The 18,315-nt window shown below is 48.2% G+C and carries 16 protein-coding genes and 3 tRNA genes; 8 read left to right on the plus strand and 11 right to left on the minus strand.

Annotated elements, in window-relative coordinates; all coding sequences use genetic code 11:
- The first annotated feature begins 139 nt into the window (after positions 1-139).
- The 6 genes from ACO08K_RS28270 to ACO08K_RS28295 all read left to right on the plus strand — a co-directional run bounded on the left by ACO08K_RS28270 (position 140) and on the right by ACO08K_RS28295 (position 3,489).
- Positions 140-1,789, plus strand: a complete 1,650-nt coding sequence (locus ACO08K_RS28270) for a hypothetical protein (protein WP_421799856.1) — start codon at positions 140-142, stop codon at positions 1,787-1,789.
- 175 nt (positions 1,790-1,964) lie between these two features.
- A tRNA-Ser gene (locus tag ACO08K_RS28275) sits at positions 1,965-2,051 on the plus strand.
- A 44-nt stretch (positions 2,052-2,095) separates the two neighbouring features.
- Positions 2,096-2,169, plus strand: a tRNA-Ser gene (locus tag ACO08K_RS28280).
- A gap of 19 nt (positions 2,170-2,188) precedes the next feature.
- Positions 2,189-2,262 (plus strand) — tRNA-Pro (locus ACO08K_RS28285).
- Between the two features lie 56 nt (positions 2,263-2,318).
- Positions 2,319-2,579, plus strand: coding sequence for a GIY-YIG nuclease family protein (locus ACO08K_RS28290; protein WP_421799857.1), 261 nt, complete (start codon positions 2,319-2,321; stop codon positions 2,577-2,579).
- A 4-nt stretch (positions 2,580-2,583) separates the two neighbouring features.
- Positions 2,584-3,489 (plus strand): hypothetical protein, encoded by a 906-nt coding sequence (locus ACO08K_RS28295; RefSeq protein WP_421799858.1) that lies wholly within the window; start codon positions 2,584-2,586, stop codon positions 3,487-3,489.
- Positions 3,490-3,524: 35 nt separating this feature from the next.
- Here the strand turns inward: ACO08K_RS28295 and ACO08K_RS28300 are convergent, their stop codons facing one another.
- From ACO08K_RS28300 to ACO08K_RS28315, 4 genes are all read right to left on the minus strand, one after another.
- Positions 3,525-4,037: a hypothetical protein gene (locus ACO08K_RS28300; protein WP_421799859.1), complete on the minus strand. Its 513-nt coding sequence runs from the start codon at positions 4,035-4,037 to the stop codon at positions 3,525-3,527.
- A gap of 308 nt (positions 4,038-4,345) precedes the next feature.
- Positions 4,346-5,002: a fructose-6-phosphate aldolase gene (gene fsa, locus ACO08K_RS28305; RefSeq protein ID WP_421799860.1), complete on the minus strand. Its 657-nt coding sequence runs from the start codon at positions 5,000-5,002 to the stop codon at positions 4,346-4,348.
- Between the two features lie 469 nt (positions 5,003-5,471).
- The gene (locus ACO08K_RS28310; protein ID WP_421799861.1) at positions 5,472-8,810 is read right to left on the minus strand and encodes a WG repeat-containing protein; all 3,339 of its coding nucleotides are present in this window, start codon (positions 8,808-8,810) and stop codon (positions 5,472-5,474) included.
- Positions 8,811-9,068: 258 nt separating this feature from the next.
- Positions 9,069-11,480, minus strand: a complete 2,412-nt coding sequence (locus ACO08K_RS28315) for a beta-propeller fold lactonase family protein (protein ID WP_421799862.1) — start codon at positions 11,478-11,480, stop codon at positions 9,069-9,071.
- 125 nt (positions 11,481-11,605) lie between these two features.
- Here ACO08K_RS28315 and ACO08K_RS28320 point away from each other — a divergent pair, with 125 nt between their 5' ends.
- Positions 11,606-12,259: a VTT domain-containing protein gene (locus tag ACO08K_RS28320; protein WP_421799863.1), complete on the plus strand. Its 654-nt coding sequence runs from the start codon at positions 11,606-11,608 to the stop codon at positions 12,257-12,259.
- 136 nt (positions 12,260-12,395) lie between these two features.
- On the opposite strand, the gene ACO08K_RS28325 is transcribed toward ACO08K_RS28320, so the two are convergent.
- The 3 genes from ACO08K_RS28325 to ACO08K_RS28335 form a co-directional block, all read right to left on the minus strand.
- Positions 12,396-12,923, minus strand: coding sequence for a hypothetical protein (locus ACO08K_RS28325; RefSeq protein WP_421799864.1), 528 nt, complete (start codon positions 12,921-12,923; stop codon positions 12,396-12,398).
- 121 nt (positions 12,924-13,044) lie between these two features.
- Positions 13,045-13,890, minus strand: coding sequence for a class I SAM-dependent methyltransferase (locus ACO08K_RS28330; protein WP_421799865.1), 846 nt, complete (start codon positions 13,888-13,890; stop codon positions 13,045-13,047).
- A 93-nt stretch (positions 13,891-13,983) separates the two neighbouring features.
- Positions 13,984-14,829, minus strand: a complete 846-nt coding sequence (locus tag ACO08K_RS28335; protein WP_421799866.1) for a TerC family protein — start codon at positions 14,827-14,829, stop codon at positions 13,984-13,986.
- A 92-nt stretch (positions 14,830-14,921) separates the two neighbouring features.
- Between ACO08K_RS28335 and ACO08K_RS28340 the strand changes: the two genes are divergently transcribed.
- The gene (locus ACO08K_RS28340) at positions 14,922-15,413 is read left to right on the plus strand and encodes a DUF6495 family protein (RefSeq protein ID WP_421799867.1); all 492 of its coding nucleotides are present in this window, start codon (positions 14,922-14,924) and stop codon (positions 15,411-15,413) included.
- Here the strand turns inward: ACO08K_RS28340 and ACO08K_RS28345 are convergent.
- The 4 genes from ACO08K_RS28345 to ACO08K_RS28360 all read right to left on the minus strand — a co-directional run bounded on the left by ACO08K_RS28345 (position 15,399) and on the right by ACO08K_RS28360 (position 18,255).
- Positions 15,399-16,103: a glycosyltransferase family 2 protein gene (locus ACO08K_RS28345; protein WP_421799868.1), complete on the minus strand. Its 705-nt coding sequence runs from the start codon at positions 16,101-16,103 to the stop codon at positions 15,399-15,401. The genes ACO08K_RS28340 and ACO08K_RS28345 overlap by 15 nt on opposite strands.
- A 30-nt stretch (positions 16,104-16,133) precedes the next feature.
- Positions 16,134-16,811 (minus strand): tRNA (guanosine(37)-N1)-methyltransferase TrmD, encoded by a 678-nt coding sequence (gene trmD / locus ACO08K_RS28350; RefSeq protein WP_421799869.1) that lies wholly within the window; start codon positions 16,809-16,811, stop codon positions 16,134-16,136.
- A 93-nt stretch (positions 16,812-16,904) separates the two neighbouring features.
- Entirely contained in the window at positions 16,905-17,582 is a 678-nt protein-coding gene (locus ACO08K_RS28355; RefSeq protein ID WP_421799870.1) for an FKBP-type peptidyl-prolyl cis-trans isomerase, read from the minus strand.
- A 103-nt stretch (positions 17,583-17,685) separates the two neighbouring features.
- Positions 17,686-18,255 carry a UbiX family flavin prenyltransferase gene (locus tag ACO08K_RS28360; RefSeq protein WP_421799871.1) on the minus strand — a complete coding sequence of 190 codons (570 nt, stop codon included), beginning with the start codon at positions 18,253-18,255 and terminating at the stop codon, positions 17,686-17,688.
- Positions 18,256-18,315 lie beyond the last annotated feature (60 nt).

Below are 18,315 nucleotides of genomic sequence, written 5' to 3' on the forward strand. Positions count from 1 at the left end.
TCGTTTTACGTCGCTCATTTGGCTGCGCCAAATGAATCGTCGCGCCGTCGCGTCGTCGCGGTTACAAAACATTTGGCGCAGCCAAATCAGAAAGTATTCTTCTCAATTGACCCCTCTTTGGTCAACAATAAGCATTGGCATGAAAACTCGATTTTTGATTCAAATAATGGTATTCTCCCTGGCTTTTGCAGTCCAATCCATTGCCCAAAGCGATCTACAAAACCGCTGCCTGGTGCACCTGGACAAGTCTTTCTACGTGAGTGGCGAACTCATCTGGTTCAAAGTATACCTGCCCGCCTCCTTGCGCGAACAAAACTTCAACATTAAGGTAGGGGTGCTGAATCCGGCCGGGAGGCCAATCGAATCCTTTTTCATCAGCAGCCAGGGCGAGAATCAGTCCAGTGGGTACTACAAAATTCCCTTTGACTGTAGTGCTGGGGTGTATCAGTTGCAGTTTTCAGCTTTGGAAACAAGCTCCAAACGTCCAGTCTTACTGGCTGAGGTTCTGGTGCCGATTTACAACGATTTGGAAAAAGTGGATGCACAAGTTGTTAGCGCCACCAATTCAGACCAGAATGCAGCAACAGCTTTGCAGGATTTACAAGTGGAGATCCGTTTGCCTAAAACCACTTTTAAAGCCCGCGAGCAAGTTCAGGGCAAAATTCAGATCAAAAACCGCGAAGGCAACCCGGTTCCTGCACAAGTATCGATCGTGGTGAGTGATTGGGAGTTGAATGGCCCTGAGGTATGGCCACAAGCCAACTGGAGCCTGGGCCCAGTCATTACCCCAGCTACCCTGAGCAAACAAGTATACACCCAGGTTAAACTCCAAAGCAATGCCGCCGCCCAAAGTCAAAACCTGGTGGGCATCTTTTTCCCGCAAAACTGGCAACTACTGTACACCTCCTCCCAACGGCCCGAATATTGGGTGGAAGTACCTGCTTTTACGGGGAGCAAACAGGTGCAGTTTTTGGGTCACCCCAATCCTGAAGTGCAGGTACAACTATTGGAATCCTTTCCCACTAAGGCCAGTCCGCCGCTCGCTTACACCCCCGGCATCCGGCAATACCTGGAATGGAGCCGCATGCGCAAAAAGATTTACCAATTGTACAATGCGCTGGAAATGGCCTTACCCAGCACCGCACCCGTCAAGGACAGTATCCCGCTCAAGGCTGACCGCAGCTTGCGCCCCGCCGAATTTGAAGCTTTTGAAGACCTGGCCACCTTTTTCCGCGAAATCTCTACCCCACTGAGTTTTAAACAGGAGCGCAAAACCGGGGTGTATAGCGCCAAAATGTACAATCCGGGCACCTTCACCGATTATCCCAGCGCGCCCGTTTTTGTCATCGATGGCAAAATGACCCGCGACGCCGATTTTGTAGCCCGCCTCAAGTGCAGCCAAATTGAAAGCATCGACCTGTACTACCAACCGACCCAATTGCTAGGCTACTTCAAAGCCATCGGCCGCAGCGGAGTGGTGCACATCCGCAGCAAAGCAGAAATTGCCATCCCGCCAGCCGAGGCGGAGGATATTTTTTACTTGAATGGTTTGCAGGCCGCAGCAGCCTTCCCGGCCCTGAAAGCGGAACAATTCCAGGCTGCTCCCGCCCAGGCTTTTTTCCGCCCACAACTGTACTGGCAGGCCAACCTGCGCACCGATGCCCAAGGGCAAGTTGATTTTTCCTTTTTGCAGGGAGATGATTGGAGTCGATTTCGGATTCAGGTGATCGTGCAAGGGGGTGATGGGCGTTTGGGGGAAGGGCAATTGCAGTACGAAGTGGGGAAATAGTAGTGTTTTTAATTTTTTGAAAATCAAATCATTTGCAAAAGGCGCAAAAAAAAGTTCGCTCCTACGGGAATTTTTTTTGCATTTCGTTTGTATTAATCACCGCGGCATATATCTTTGCAGTCGCTTCGAGAAAAACGCGGTTGTTGAACGAAATAACTTGTTTTTCTCGCTCCAAGGTGGAGTGGGTGAGTGGCTTAAACCACCAGTTTGCTAAACTGACGTACTGGAAACGGTACCCCGGGTTCGAATCCCGGCTCCACCGCAACACACTCACACTTGCACACCCACACCATCACACACATCCTTCGGGGCGTAGCGCAGTCCGGTAGCGCATCCCGATCGAATCGGGAGAGTCTCAGGTTCAAATCCTGGTGCTCCTACAAATATCGGAACAAAATTCGGGGCGTAGCGCAGTCCGGTAGCGCACCTGCTTTGGGAGCAGGGGGTCCCAGGTTCAAATCCTGGTGCCCCGACAAACAAGAGGCCATCTTTCGAGATGGCCTTTTTAGTTTTATTCAATCTCTTCCCCATGTTTCACACCTACATTATTCAATCCACCGCTTCCAGCGTATTTTACATTGGGCAAACCAACAATCTGCCAGACCGACTCCTTCGGCACAATACCAATCGAAACAAATGGACCAAAAATAAAGGGCCTTGGATTTTAATTTTCTCTTGCGCTTTTCAAACCAGATCAGAGGCAATGGCACTTGAAACCAAACTAAAAGCCTTCAAAAATCGAGAATACCTTCTCAGCTGGATTGAGCAGCAAGAAGAAAAAAACATTTAAACCTATGTGGCAGTTAAAATTATACATCTTGAGCGGGTTCATGGTCCTTGCGAGTATCACCACCGGCCAAACCCAAACCCTCCGCATTCCCTTCCAATTGACTGCCCACAACAACATCGCCGTGCCCGCCATCCTGAACGAGACGGATACACTCCATTTGATGTTTCACACCGCCGCCAGTGATGTGACCCTAACGGAAGACGCCACTAAAAAGCTCAAAAGCATTCGTTTCGATGGAACCACTGAAGGCATAAAAAGCTGGGGAGGCGCAGCAAATTCCGCAAGGCACAGTGCCAAGAACTCCCTGCGCATTGGAGGCAGGCTCCTGAGTAACATTGAGATTTGGGAAAATAAGTTTTCAGGCCCCAATACGGATGGGAAATTCGGCCTCGACCTCTTCAAAGACCAATGCATTCAACTGGATTTTGAGCAAAAAATCATGCTGGTCTCCCCCTCCCTGCCCAAAAAACTCAAAAAATACCAGCAGTTTAAATTGACCATCGAGGACGAGCTGATGTTCATCGAAGCCAGCTGTGCCTTCGGGGATACGGTCATCCAGCATCCTTTTTTGATCCATTCGGGCTACTCCGGTGGCCTTTTGCTAGACGATCAATTCGCCAGTGAGAACCAACTGGGCGAAAAACTAAAAATCATCGGCACAAAGGACTTGAAAGACTCCTTTGGCAATGTCATCAGAACCCAAAAAGCCATTTTGCCGGGGTTATCGCTCGGGAAAAACACCCTCAGCAATGTGCCCGTTGGCTTTTTTGAAGGGGCCATCGGGCGGCAAAAAATGAGCATCATGGGTGGGGATGTACTGAAGCGGTTTCAAGTTGTCATTGATACTAAAAATGGGATGATTTATTTGAAGAGGAATAAATTGGGGAAGGGGGAATATTTGAAGGAGTGAGTTTGGTAGATAAGGGGAGCGGAACTCCATCCCTCCTACCTCAAGTAATAATAATAAAACGCCACTCCTAATCCCAGTACAATCACCCATTCCAGTGTCCCGCCCAGCGCTTTATTCCTTACCCGCACATGGATAATCGCGATCAGCGAAAACACCAGCCCCAGGGCCAGAAAAAAGCGCAATTTGGAGGCCTCGGCGATGGTCGGGCCCACTTCCAGTCCCATTTGGTAAAAGAGGTTCATAATGATCGGAGCCAGCAGTACACTTACGATGGCGGTGAGGCCCCCGGCCAGCCAGAGGATGAGTACGGGAATGTCTTTGGCCAGCAGGTGTAGGGTGCGCACGGCGCTGCTCACGATCAGCCAGAGCAGGAAGAGTTGCAGGCCGGTGATGACTTTTTGGGCAAAATTGGTATAACCGCCGAAGATGACGTAGGTCAGCAGGTTGCCTGCGGTAGCCAGAATGCCGTAAAAGATGCCAGCGAGGGGTACGGCGCGCAAGATGGCAGCCCAGTAGTTGACTTTGGTGGAGGAGCGTTTGGTACTCACGGTGTTGGTGTGTTTAAAACGAAAAAAATGGCGTTGGTGATGCTTAGAGCGCTTACTAAGAATCTTAAACTCAATTAACTGAGGTGTTTCTTCGGTGCCTCAGGTTTCTTAGGTGGTGAAAAAGAAAAAGCAGAGCGAAGCGTATTTTTCACCACCTAAGAAACCTGAGGCACTGAAGAAACACCTTAGAAAGACTGTAAAGCTAAACTTTTTACCCAAAAAACAAGGGAGCAGAATTTACCCTGCTCCCTTTCTAAATTTGGTATATAGATAACCTCTCTTATTCTTCAATCGCAGCCTAAGCTCGATTATTTATTCGCTTTTGCGTGATCCGCCAGGAACTGCTCGAGGCCGATGTCGGTCAGTGGGTGCTTCAACAAGCCCAGGATCGCCGAAAGTGGGCAAGTCACTACGTCTGCGCCCGATTTAGCCGCATCTACAATGTGTTTGGAGTTGCGGATGGAAGCAGCCAGGATTTGGGTATCAAAGCCCTGGATGGCGTAGATCTCCGCAATTTCGCGGATCAGAGCCATACCGTCCCAGTTGATGTCGTCTACCCGGCCTACGAAAGGGGAAAGGTAGGTGGCACCAGCCTTAGCCGCCAGGATCGCCTGACCAGCCGAGAACACCAGGGTACAGTTGGTAGGAACGCTGTGTTCGGTAAAGTAGTTGATGGCTTTGATGCCGTCTTTGATCATAGGTACTTTTACCACGATATTGGGCGCAAGATCGGCCAGGCGCATCCCTTCTTCGATCATGCCAGCAAAATCCGTAGAGATCACCTCAGCACTCACATCGCCATCTACAATTTCACAAATGGCGCGGTAGTGGTTGAGGATATTGTCGGTGCCGGAGATGCCTTCTTTGGCCATCAAGGATGGGTTGGTGGTTACGCCGTCCAGGATACCCAGGTCTTTGGCTTCCTTGATTTGATCCAGATTGGCAGTGTCGATAAAAAACTTCATTTTTTGTCTGTTTGGATTAGCAAGTTAAGACCACAAAGTTAAGTCTTTTTCTGAAAAGTGCATCATCCGCCTACGGCGGGATTTTTTAGCCACAAAGACACTAAGACCCAAAGACACAAAGACCCAAAGTTTTGGAAGCATTTCATACTTTGTGCCTTTGTGGCTTTGTGGCTAAAAAATCCCGCCGTAGGCGGACTTATTTTTCTTACACGCACAAAAAAAGCTTGGGATTTTCACCCCAAGCCTCGCCATATGAATCATAATCACTTTAAACCGATTGGGCTCGCTTACGCAAACCGGCAAGACATTCGTCCTGCACCATTGATAATGTAAAAGTATAGGCTCCTGGCGAGGAATCAAATGACAATAAACACAGTTTTGTTCACTAAAAAAAGAAGGGTATTTCTTCATAAGAAAATCATAATCTACTATAAATCAAAAAAATAGATTATCTCAATTTTAAATCATTTTAATTAGATAGGGTCCAAATCCAGTTTCCATCTGTATCAAAATATCCAATTTTATCGCCTTGTTCTACCCGAAAAACGCCTTGGCCAGCGTAACGGATGTACTCAAAATCGGCCCCGACGATCAAATCACCCTGTAAGTTAGACAAACCACTGAAACCATCAATCCGCACTTTGGCATAGCCATTTTCAAAACTTTCGATGCGGCTGTATTTGGGTGGCACCAATTCCATGCCCCGGCGATTGATCACGCCCCACTTGCCATTGATTTGCACCACGGCCACTCCATGGTTGAAACTACCGGCTTTTTGGTAATAACCATTGTACATCCCCGCCTGTTCGGTGATGTAATAAAAGCGGTATTGTTCGTCGCGCACCAGTCCGCGGCCTTCACTAAAATCCAGCAGGCGATTGATGCTGGGTTCAATGAGCAACTTGCCCGAAGTATCCAACAAACCCGCCTTGCGCAAGCTCCCCTGAAACACTACCGCTCGACCATCGGCAAAACGTTGGCATTGTTTGAACACAAAAGCGGTCAGGGCATCACCTTCCCGGGTGAGGTAGCCACAATTGCCGTCTTTGTACACGGCAGCCCGGCCTTCCGAAAAAGGTTCGGCCCGGGAGTAACTGCAAGGAATGACCAATTTGCCCGTTGTGTCGATGTAGCCATAAGCATCACGGTCTTTAACCACTGCCAGCCCTTCACTGAAGGGATATATTTCGGAATAATTGCTGCTACCTACGGGCAGCCCTTGCAAATTGATCAGCCCCAGGCGGCTATTATCCGGGGTAAGCACCGCAACGGCTAGCCCAGCACGATCAAAAGGACGGATATCGACGTATTTGGGCTTTAAAATCCAGCGGTTTTTGGCATCAATCAAGCCCCATTTTCCTTCGGCTTTGACTCGGGCAACCCCGCGGTCGAAATCCTGAGCTAGCTCGAATTGCGCCGGTATCTCCATTTTATTGTGGGCATTGATGTAAGCAATCCCTTTGTCCGTTTCTACCCAGGCCAGTTTATCGCGAAAATTTCCGGCACGTTTGTATTGAAAATCAATCATTACGTTGCCCAATTTGTCGATGTAGCCCCAGTAACGCCCCAGTTTTACGGCAGCCAAACCTTCATAAAAATCGCTGACTTCCCGGAAACGGCAAGGAATGATTTCCATACCTTCGTTGTTCACAAAACCCCAGAGGCCATCGCGCATCACCGCCAGGCGATTTTCACGGAAGGAACCAATCTGGTCATAGACAGCACTAACTGCCAGTTGTCCCAGGGTGTCGATCAGGCCGTATTTGGGCCGCTGTACATAAAGGCGAATGATTTTATTTTCGGTATTTTCCAAAAAATGGATGTCGTCGTACTGGCAGGGAATTACTTGTTTGCCAAAGCGATTGACCACACCCCATTTGTTGTCGCGTTGCACAATGCCCACCTCGTTGACAAAATCACGGGCGAAAGTAAACTGCGGCTTCATGCGCATTTGCCCGGAGGTATCCACGTAGCCCCAGGTGCAGGATTCACAGGTGAGGTAGGCATTGTCGCGAAAAATCTGGTCGTATTGCGTTACATCGGCCAGGGTGACTGGTGAGGCTAAATCGGTAAGATAATCCTGGAGTTTGCCCAGATCATAGTTGGGTTTTAGTGCGCCAGAAATACGGCCTACCTGGCTCATTCGCGCCACGCCGTCTTGAAAAGGGCCGATAAAAGAAAAATCCTCGCTGTGAAATTGCCCCCGGCGGTTGACCAAACCAAAACGCCCCGATTGCATCCAGCAGCGTGCCCAGGTACTGCCTTGGCGGAAATCCTCGAGGAAAAAATGAACCGCGCTGATCTCGGTGACCAAGGCGCCGAGATTGTTGTCGATCAGGCCATAAATGTATTCAAAACGGTAGGTAGTGCGCTCAAATTCATAGTCCTTGGAGCTGGGCATGCCTACCAGGGTCAGGCCCAGTTCGGGTTCCACCTTGATGCGCCTAAACGTAGGCTGGATTTGAATGCTGCCGTCGGAAATGTTGCGCAAACCCCAACGGTCGTCCTTTGCGGCATAAAACCATTCATATTTTTCCAAAACGTAACCCGCTTCGTCTTTTTCGAGGATACGCGTATTGCTGTTGTTAGCTGAGCCAATACGCACCTTGAAATGGCGCTCCAAACTTTGGTCGGCAACCAATTCTCCGGCATCGTTAAAACGCAGAAGATCGAGTGCCTCGGCCTGTCCCGTGCCGGTGGTTTTTTTGTAGGCTTTGGCTTGATTGCCTTCCAGACTGATTTTGCGGTAGCGAGCTGGAGTTAGTTCTTTGCCCGCCAGATTGATCAGGCCAAAGTCCTGCCCTTGTTTGACGATACTCACCGGCCCTTTGGGTGGGGCAATGTAGCTGTATTTGAAAGGCGTCAACTCCTGGTCGCCTTCTTTCAAAAGTGCCCATTGGCCTTTAAAATTGACGCGAAACACCGAAGGTGAGTGCAGTAAAATTTCATCGTAAAGCGGTGAAAGAATGGCTTTGCCGCACCAATCGATCAAGCCCAAGGTTTTGTCTTTACGGGTAATGATGTAGCGGGTAGTAAGCGGGTAATAGTCGTCGTAGGTTTTTCCATCGGTCACAATGCCTTTACAAATAGAAGAAAACAGCAGGTTTTGGGCACCGTTTTGAAAAATGAAGTAACTATCAGATAAACGACGCCAGGATTGAAAACGATTGGGAGCCATTTGCCGTCCCCGGTGGTCAATAGCCCCCCAGAGTTGGTTGCGGCGGAAAAAAAAGAGGCTGTCGTTGAGGATTTCTATTTGTTCATTGACTGCACTGATGAGTTCTTTGCCGTTCAACAAATACAGGCCGAGGCGGCCGTCGTTAGCAGTTTGAATGAAGCTGTTTTGTTTAAACTGGACTTCGTCGTATTGGGCGGGTACGATGCTGCGGCCTTCCCGGTTCATTACACCCCATTTCTGGTTTTGTCGATAAGCCAGATAACCCCCTTCCCACACCAACAAACGATCGTAGCCTTTGGGCAGGATGATCCGGCCTTGCAGATTGACCACCATCCATTGCCCTTGATCCATCACTGCTACCAAGAGAGAGTCGAGGACACGCAGGTCTTCGTATTGGGGGGCAACCACTTCCCTACCCTGTCGATCCAGCATGCCCACCTTGCCTTCACGTTGCATGACGGCATAACCGTAAAGTTTGAAGTCGCCGATGGCTTCATAGCGAGCTTGAATGACCAATTTACCTTCTCCATTGATCAACCCCCAACGGTTGCTGATTTTGACTGGAAAAAAAGTTTGTGCTCCAAGCCAGGTAGCCCACAATCCACAAAATAGTACAAAGACAATGCGCATAATCGGTGTGGTCGTTCGGTCTTTCCGGGTTAGAAAAACGTATGATAAAAACGTATTTCTTTTCCTATAATTTTAGGAAAGTGCAAAATAATAAGCGCAGCGCGATTCTTTGGTTAAAATTTGGAAATGTACAGTGGGTCATGGGGAAGGGTTGTTGGGAATTATGGAAGGGGAAGAAGGGACAGCCCTGGGTGGCTGCCCTTTGGGATTATTTCACCACCTAAGAAACCTTAGGCACGAAAGACACACCTCAGCACGTCATTCTTCCTCCTCCTCCCGAGCCCGAATAAAGGCTCCTCTACGCGGCGCAGGCATCACGGAATGCTCTCCTTTCACCGCTTTCCAAACAATTTCGCTGAACAACAAATCTGGCACCTGGTCCATTTTTTGCAGGGGTAAATTGCGGGAAAGTTGGGAGAGTTTGCCCCGTTCAGGATTGAGCTGGTTCAAAGAAATACGGTAAGGTGCCGCAGTATACGCTTGTAGATTCGGCTTTTTGTCAAAACAAGCATACAGTGAAGTAGCTGCAGCATCGTACTGGCTCATGGGTTTCAGGCCCAAAATCAGTTCGATGCTGCGCACTACACTGGCCGTGGAGTACATCGTACGTTCGTAGTGCTGGCGCTTGGTATAGGGGCTGGCCACCAGTGCGATCGAGCGATGAGCATCCACGTGGTCGGGGCCATTCTGGGCGTCATCTTCAATCACAAATACGGCCGCCTCTTTCCAAATGGCACTATGTGAAATGTGCTCAATGATTTTTCCTAATGCCCAGTCGTTATCCGCCACCATCGCGGCGGGGGTACGGGCACCGGGCGCTGCGCCGGAGGTATGATCGCCTCCCAATCCAATGATGCTGAGCCTTGGGGCTGAATTTTTGCGGAGCAAAGAATCAAAATCCGTTTTCCAACGCTCGTAGCGCAGCGAATCTTTGGTGTTCAAATCCCAGGCCGGGTATTTTCGGCAAGTATAGGGCCGCAAGGAAGGCGGAATGGCCGGATTGAAGCCGTAGCCCATTTCCCCGTAATTGCGAAAACTGACCTTGTTGCGCAAACAATGATCCCAGATGAAGCCCATTTTGGGTACCGCAGTGGGGTTTTGCCCTTCGTAGTCATAACTGCCACCACGCCCACCGTAATTGGTCGGCCAGGTTTTTTCCAGGTAATCGTTGGCGTAGGCGCCCATTGACCAACTGTGCCCATCGGCGCTTACTTCGGCGTTGACATAAAAATTGTCGAGCAGCACAAACTCATTGGCCAGTTTATGGGCATTGGGCGTCACGCTGTCAGGAAACAAACAAAGGGAAGGGTCGCCATTGCCGCGTTTGATGTCACCAAACACCTGATCATAGGTTCTATTTTCCCGCAGGATGTAAAAAACGTAGCGGATGGGCGAAGGATCACCAACCACTCGAGGGATAGGGTTTCCCGCTTCGCCTGCGGCCTTTTGTTCGATTGCTTTGGAATAAGGGGTATTTTGGTACACCCAGCGGGAATATTGCTTCAAGCGGCTCTCATCTGGCCTTTCGATGATGGACAACGATCCTTTGAACAAACCTCCAATGTATTCTCCACTTCCGTGACCATCGTCATTGGGTTGGGGGCCGTGAGGGTTGGCCAGGGAGCCGATGCTACCCTTGCCATTGGCGACATAAATTTTATTGCCCTTCACCCGCACTGAAGTGGGATACCAGCCGGTGGGAATAAAACCTTCAACCTCGGTTTCGCCCACTTCTTCGATGTCAAAAACCACGAGGCAATTGTTGTCAGCATTGGCAACAAAGAGGGTTTCACCATCTTCAGAAAGGGCGAGCGAGTTCGGAGCACTGCCAGTTGGCGCATCTGGATACAAGGCGGCGACGAGGGTCTCGGTCACTTGTAGCTTTTGCAAATCAATCACTTCAACCGTATTGTCGTCGGCACAGGCTACAAACAAACGCCCGCCATCCTTGCTTTGTACCATTTCCGTTGGATGTAAGCCTGTGGGGATTTGAGTGCTGATTTTTTGCTGGGCAAGGTTGTAGATGGCCAGGGCTTTACCTCCCCAGAGGGAAATGTAGAGTTCCTTTTTATCCTGAGACAAAAGGCAAGCATATGGCTGAGCACCCAGCTCAACTTGATGGCGCACTTGTTTTTTTACCAAATCGAGGACATACAACGTTTTGGAATCTTTACCCAGTGCATAAAGGGTTTTGCTGGCTTCATCCAGGCAGAGTCCGGCTGTCCAGATGGCCGCTTTTGGCCAGGTTTCACCCAGTGCAATGGAGTCTTTGAGTTGTAATTTGTCCTCGACTATCTGATACTGCCGCACATTGTTGTCGTTCCCTCCTGAAGCGTACAATACATCCCCTTTGGCATTTAGCGCCAGGCCGTACCAGGCCTTGGGTACTTCCAGGGTATGCAACACTGTATCTTTTTCCAGGTCGACCCATTGCAGGGAATGTCCACTTTGGCCATTGTTGCTCACGGCAGCACGGCGGCCATCGGTGCTGAGTACTACCTGAAGTGGAAGATCGCCCAAAACCAATTGTTGCCCAACAGGGCTAATGCTCCAGCCATCAGGCAGTTCGATGCGGCGGGGTGGCAAATCGTTTTTGTGGCCAGGCAGGGCGGCATCCTGACAAGCAAACAGGCTCAACAAGAGCAAAAAGGCGAGTTGTTTTTTGAACATGACCTGAATTTTGCTGGAAAAGTACAGTTTGAGCAATTAAAATGGGACTAGCAATCATGAAGTTTTTGTGAATTTTATTCTTTCCTTTGCAGCACAATTATTAGACCGCATTAAAATCACACGACATGTTCCTTTTCATCGGCCAATTGATTGATTTCATCCTCCACATCGACGATCACCTTCTGGAAATGGTCAACCAATATGGGAATCTGGTCTACATCATTTTGTTCATCATTGTTTTTGCCGAAACGGGGCTGGTCGTAACCCCGATCCTCCCTGGAGATAGTCTTTTGTTTGCAGCGGGTGCCCTGGCTGCAGGCGCCAAAAAATTGGACATTACACTGCTGATCATCCTGTTTTTTGTGGCGGCTGTATTGGGCAATACCGTGAACTATGCCATTGGCCGTTACTTCGGGCCACGCATTTTTCAGATCAAAAGTCGTTGGATCAAAACGGAATACCTGGAGCGCACCAAAGCTTTTTATGACAAGTACGGCGCAATGGCAGTTGTGTTGAGCCGTTTTGTGCCCATTATGCGCAGCTTTGTACCTTTTGTTGCTGGAGTTGGCCAGATGAGTTGGGGCAGCTATATGTTTTATACCATCTTTAGCGCCATCATTTGGGTGGTGCCGATCACCTTGTTGGGTTTTTGGTTTGGCAATGTGCCAGTAGTGAAAGATAACTTCAGCCTGGTGGTTTTGGGTGTGATCGGGATCAGTGTATTGCCAATTATTTATCAGGCCGTGAAAGGGTATTTCACCAAAAAGAAAGAAGCGTAAACCATAAACGTTCGAGGATTCCGGATTGTAGAGACGCACGGCCGTGCGTCTCTAGGTTGCTGCCGGATGCCGTAGAGACGCACAGCCGTGCGTCTCTACGGTGCGTTGCCCCGATTTCTTGAAGCATTTCAAAAAATTATTCAAACAGCTCCACCTTAAAATCGTCGACAAAAATTTGATTGCGGTTGGCATTGAAGAAAAAACAACGCAAATCATTTTCAGGGTTGTACAGGTTGCCCGTTAGAGGCAGTTCCAGGGAAACTTCGGTCCACTTGTTGATGCCAATTTGGCCCGTCACGGGTGCAGATTGCACTTTGAGTGGAGTGACCTTGGGGTCCCAAACCTGGATCACCATTTCAACCGAAGAATTGGCCGCTGGCAACAATACAAAGGCTGAAAATTTGACCTTCTTGTATTTTTTGGAAGAAATTTTGTTGAACTTCCGAATGAAGCCAATGCTGTATTCCAGCGTGGAGTCAATGGCGTAATAACATTCCCCACTGTGGGCTTTGCCCTTGTCTACTTTTTCGTTGAAGCCATAAAACGCTTCAAAATCATTCAAATAAACATTTTCATTCTTGGCGCCACCCTTGCCCCCGCAAGAAGACAAACTAAAAGCTATGGCAAAACCCAAAACAAGGGTCAATAAACTCGATTTAAACATGATTGTAGTGGTTGGTTAATGAATTTGGGCGCAAAAATAGGGAAAAAGAGATGAAATATGAGAGATGAGAGATGAAAGCGGTAATGCCATTTTTCATCTCTCATCTTTCATATTTCATCTTTCATCTTTCTATTCGTAGCCAAAAAGATCCCCCGTGTTGCTCGACCCCTTTTAAATTGGGATGATCCCAGAGCGGGGTTAGAATTTTGCGCAATTCAGGGTCTTGATCTACAAAGTAATTCGGCATCAGCGTAGCAAAACGGCCTGGGTTGGCCAGGATGAAGGCAGCCAGGCCGTATTGTTCCGAATAAAAGCGATCACACATGAACTGCGGGTAATCGTAAGGCAAATAGATGTCGTGAATGTGGACAATTACCCCTGGTTTGAGTTTGGGCAACACTTCCATAAAAAACACCATGGCATCCGAGTTGGGCAGGATGCGGTGGGAATTGTCTACGAAGAGGATATCATTGGCTTCCAGGTCGAATAGGAAATCAAAGTTCGTTTGTTCAAATGGAGCACGAATGACCTGATCCGCCAGATGGTCTATTTCAGCACGTGGCATCGGGTCAATCGAAATGATTTGAGTACTCAAGCCATTGTCGTGAATGGCGCGACGAGCGACCTTCGTCGAGTTCCCGGAGCCAATTTCCACGTATTTTTTGGGCAGAAAAATCGGCAAAAAGGCATAAAGGATGCTGATGTCCAAACCAGGCAAAAAACCATTGTTCCAGCCCGGTTGACTGACATCCTTTTCCTGGTCCAGGGGGCGAATGGCTTGAATCCGGCTTTGGTATTGCATCACCTGCTCCAACAAAGCACCGTATTCTCCCCGCCGGGCATTGATGTGTTGATACAACAAATCGTGAGGAGGCTTACCATGCCCATACCGTGGCTGAAAGGCCACTTTGTATTCTAAAAACAGGCTTTGAAACCGGGGATGGAGAAAACGATAGAGGTTTTTCATAGAGAGGAGAGATGAAAGATGAGAGATGAAAGATGAGAGATAACTCCCGTTGGGCCTTTCTCATCTCTCATCTCTCATCTCTCATCTTTAAATTTAAGGTTTCATCACCCCTTCCTGAATGGCTTCTTCCTGATAACCACGCAATTGAACAGGGTCTTGTTTTTTGCGCAAGCGCATATTCAGTGCCTCTACAAACAGGGAGAAAGCAATAGAGAAATAGAGGTAACCTTTAGGTACTGTGCCTACTTCTGATCCGGCGATGCTGAGGTGAGCAAGGTGTGCGCCTTCAGCGATCAGCATAAAACCAATCATGATCAAAAAGGCCAAACCCAACATTTGGATCGTAGGGTGGCGGTTGACAAAACGCCCAACTGGTCCGGCAAAAGCCATCATAATCAGGATCGAAATGACCACAGACACAATCATAATGGTCAAATCCTTGGTCAAACCAACCGCGGTCAGAATGGAGTCAAAGGAAAAGACAATATTGATCAGCGCAATTTGAACGATGACTTTGGGCAAGGAAGCAAAAATTTTGGCTCCCTGGTTCATGTCGTCATCCACTGCGTGTGCACCTTCCAGTTTGTGGTGAATTTCGCTGGTAGCTTTGTACAAAAGGAACAAGCCTCCCGCGATGAGGATCAAACTTTGGCCGGTGAAACCCGCATGGAAAAATTCTCCATGAAAGTTGAGGATGGGATTTTGCATGGCAATCAGGTAAGATATACCAAACAGCAAAATAATCCGAAAGACCATCGCCAGTAACATCCCGATGTTCCGTGCTTTGGCTTGGTCACTGGGATTCAATTTGTTGGCTGCAATCGAAATGAAAATGATGTTGTCAACCCCCAAAACAATTTCTAAAAAAGTAAGGGTGAGCAGACTGATCCAAACTTGTGGATCGGCAAAATTCGGCATTAAGAGTGTAGTTGATTCCATATTGGCTCTACTGTGTTTTTTGCAATGTTAATGAAATTCTATCGGCAGCAATTGAAATTTTATGGACTTTTGCGCTACAAATTTTTTCTACCATGAAGTATCGCCGCTTTACAAGCCAGGAATTGCAAGGCCTCGAATCCGATTTTACCCGCTTTTTAGCCCTCAACGGCATCCCTGCTGCTGATTGGGTTCAGCTCAAAACAGAGCAGTCGCCTAAAGTGGACGAATTGATCGAACAATTTAGCGATGCCATTTTTGAACGTACCCTTCAGGAGCTGGCGTTTCTTGAATTTCACAGCCCCAAAGATATCAAGACCTTCCATTGCCAAAAGGAAAAAATCGTTTTAGTGGGATTGACTCTCGACGGAGCAAGCGATTCTGACGTTTTTAGTCCGGAAAATACGGCTGAAATTTTGCAAAAAATTCAAAATGGCGTGATCAAAGCAAAGATCTATACTGCCGAAAAAACCTACCAAAATGGCGATCGGGAAGCAGAATTGTTCCGAATGATTGAAAATGGGGCACGGATTTCCAAAGATGGGCATTTGTACAAAGCTCTGGCTTCGAGCTTAGCGCATGAATAAAACCTTCAAAAAATTACCAAATTCTCTACGTAGAATAGCCAAGCCAACTGGCGCAAAAACGACATGAGGTTTTAGATTGACCACCATGGTCTGTAAATCAATGTCTTTACGCTGAGAAGCCAGTTTGATCAGCTCCAAATCAAATAAATAGCGGTCGATTCGGGTCGATTTTAATACGCTCAAACCTTTTTGAGAAAAAGCCTTTAATCCTCCCTGCGAATCCGTAATCTTCACCCGCAACAGGGTCCGAATCATCAATTTGAGCATTTTGGAAATAAAAGCCCGCCATAAGGGGACGTTTTGGTAATAGTTGCCCGCCCGCACACCTACTATAATATCTGCCTTGGCTTCCTGAAGCTGTTGTACCATGGCAATCAAATCTTCCTCCAGGTAAGGAAAGTCAATGTCCGTAAACAAAACATAGCTTGCATCCGCAATTTCAGCGCCCTTGCGAATGGCGTAGCCCTTACCACGGTTTGGCGTATACTGGATGGGGTGAAAATAGGGCAATGCCCGACTCAGTTTTTCAAAATCCTGCTCGCTTACATTGCGTAGGCTACCGTCATTGACCAAAATAATGCGGATTTGAAATTCGGGCGCCAATTCCAAAATGTGTTGATGGGATTGGATGATGTTGTCTGACCAGCCGGGGATAGGATTGTAACAAGGCAGGATGATGTCAATTTTCATGTGGCTGGATGCTGGTGTTGGAATGCTGTGCTATTCTTCCAATAAATCAGGGCGGCGCTCCTGCGTTCGGCGCAAAGCCTCGTCGTAACGCCAATCGTCGATGGCTTTGAAGTTACCGGAAAGCAAGACTTCCGGTACGCCCCAGCCTCTGAATTCGGCGGGGCGAGTATAGACTGGTGGAGCCAACAAATCGTCCTGGAAAGAGTCGAACAGCGCCGAGGTTTCATCATTCAGCACCCCGGGAATCAAACGCCCAATGGCATCAACCACCAAAGCTGCAGGCAACTCACCCCCTGAAAGCACAAAATCGCCTATAGAAATTTCCATGGTGATGAAATGTTCCCGGATGCGTTCGTCAATACCCTTGTAATGGCCACAAAGGATGATCAGGTTTTCCTTCATGGACAGGCGATTGGCCGTTTTTTGATCAAAGCGTTGGCCGTCGGGTGTCATGAAGATTACCTCATCGTAAGTACGTTCAGCCTGGAGTTTTTCCAAACAGGCCACAATGGGCTCCAGCATCATGACCATACCCGCTCCGCCACCAAACTGGTAATCGTCTACCTGGCGGTGTTGGCCAAGGCCGTATTCCCGCAGGTTGTGGACTTCCACTTGTAACAATCCCTTGTCCCGGGCTCTTTTCATGATTGAGTGGGCGAAGGGGCTGTCTAGGAGGTCTGGTTGAACGGTGATGATGTCGATGCGCACGATGAGGAGGAATGATGAATGATGAGTAATGAATGATGAGTGATGCTGTGTCAATTCATCACTCATCATTCATTACTCATCACTCCTATTTATTTAGTTGATTTTCAACAATTCAACTTCGAAGATCAAGGTTGAATGGGGCGGAATATCTTCTCCTGCACCCTGATCGCCATAAGCCAACTGGGAAGGAATGAAGAACTTGTATTTTGAGCCTACCTGCATCAATTGAACACCTTCAGTCCAACCTGGAATAACTCTATTCAACGGGAAGGTAGCTGGTTGCCCACGTTTAACCGAGCTATCAAAAACGGTACCGTCCAATAAAGTTCCTTCATAGTGAACGGTCACTTGATCAGTTGCGGCAGGTTTTGCACCCGTTCCGGCTTTCATCACTTCGTATTGCAAGCCGCTAGCCGTGGTTACAACACCGGTACGTTTTTTGTTGTCTTCCAAAAACTTCTTACCAGTAGCGATATTGGCTTCAAATTTTTTGGCATTTTCTTTCATTTTTTCGGCTTGTTTGGCCTGCAAGTACTCGGATACCGACTCATTGCACTTGGCCAAATCTACACTTGCGCCAGCAAGCGCATCAGCCACTCCTTTGGCCAATTGGGCAGGGTTAACATCTCCCAAGCCTTGTTGCTTGAGGTTTTGGGCAATTAAGATACCCAGATTGTAACTAACAGAATCCATTTTACTCATTTGATTTTGAGCCCAAAGGCCGCTGATGAACAAGGAAAATACGATGCTAAGAATCGTGATCTTTTTCATGTTTTTTGGTTAACTGAATGAAGCTGGGAAAAAGAACGCACAAAGGTAAAAAATATTGATTAATGTACTGTTTTGCTGATTTGCGATTGAAATAAATGATTGTTTACTCATTCCAGCGATACGTCGGCGGATCAAAACCCGCCAAATCCAGCACCCGATCCACCACCGTCAGCGCCAATTCCTCAATCGTCGCTGGCTTTGAGTAGTACGAAGGCGTTGCCGGACAAATGATGCCTCCAGCTTCCGTCACAGCCTTCATGTTGTTGATGTGAATCAGACTATACGGGGTTTCGCGCAATACCAGGATGAGTTTGCGGCGTTCTTTCAGGATCACATCCGCAGCGCGGGTGCTCAAATCACTGGACACCCCAGCCGCGATCCGCCCCAATAAGCCCATCGAACAAGGACATACAATCATGGTGCCATATCGCGCCGAGCCCGAAGCGAAGGGAGCCATGAAGTCGTTTTTGTCGTAAAAATCAAAAGGGTATTGCTCGTAATCCCGATTGCCCAGCTCGTATTCCCAGTTGAATTTGGCATTGCCACTCATCACCACCCCTACCCTGGCCCATTGCTCGGGCATTTGTTGGAGGCGATCCATCAACAATTTGGCATAAATCGCCCCGCTGGAACCACCAATTGCAAGGACTATTTTTTGTACATTTGTAGGCATCCGGACGTAGTCATTTGAAAATGTAGGTTAATCCAACTTTCAAAGGATTTTCTCGTTATG

The sequence above is a fragment of the Haliscomenobacter sp. genome (assembly GCF_965225875.1).
GTDB lineage: Bacteria > Bacteroidota > Bacteroidia > Chitinophagales > Saprospiraceae > Haliscomenobacter.